Origin of the sequence: Halomonas icarae (genome assembly GCF_009901955.1) — a bacterium.
GTDB classification, from domain to species: Bacteria; Pseudomonadota; Gammaproteobacteria; order Pseudomonadales; family Halomonadaceae; genus Halomonas; species Halomonas icarae.
Window position 1 is genome coordinate 1 of the sequence record NZ_WUTS01000010.1, and the last position, 806, is coordinate 806.

The following is an 806-nucleotide window of genomic DNA, read 5'->3' on the forward strand; positions in this document are numbered from 1 at the left end:
GTGCCGGCGCGGGTCGAGGTGATCCGCCATGTGCGCATCAAGTACGGCTGCCCCGCCTGCGAGGAGGGCGTGCAGATCGCCCCGGCGCCCGCCAAGCTGCTGCCGAAGAGTAACGCCAGCCCGACGCTACTCGCCTATGTGGCCACCGCCAAGTACCAGGATGCGTTGCCGCTCTACCGCCAGAGCCAGATCTTCGCCCGTCACGGCGCCGAGATTCCGCGCAACACCCTGGCCCGTTGGATGGTGCAAACCGGCGAGCGAATGACACCGCTGATCGAGGCGCTACGCCGACACTTGCTGCAAGCCCCGCTGATCCACATGGACGAGACCACACTGCAGGTCAACACGGAACCCGACCGGCCGGCGAGTTCAACGTCCTATATGTGGTTACAGCGCGGTGGCCCACCTGGCCAACAGGTGGTGCTGTTTGACTATGACCCCAGCCGCGCCGGTCGGGTGCCCGTACGCCTGCTGGGTGACTATGCTGGTCGCCTGGTCACCGATGGCTACGAGGGCTATGCCGAGGTGGTGCGCAAGAACGGCATCACCCATGCTGGCTGCTGGGCACACGCCCGTCGCAAGTTTGTCGAGGCCCAGAAGGTGCAGCCCAAGGGCAAGACCGGCAAGGCCGACTGGGCCCTCAATCAGATCCGCAAGCTCTATGGCGTGGAAAAGCAGGCCAAGGGCCTGGCACCCGAAGCGCGCCAGGCGCTGCGCGAGCAGAAGAGCCGCCCGCTGATCACCCAGCTACGCACCTGGTTGGACAAGTCGCTGACCCAGGTGTTGCCGAAGAGCGCGCTGGGCAG

Annotated in this window: 1 protein-coding gene; it reads left to right on the top strand. The window is 66.0% G+C overall.

Annotation, left to right across the window (positions count from 1 at the left end; translation table 11 throughout):
• The coding region (tnpC, locus tag GRB80_RS15970; protein ID WP_161424412.1) for an IS66 family transposase at positions 1 to 806 on the top strand (806 nt) is incomplete at both ends.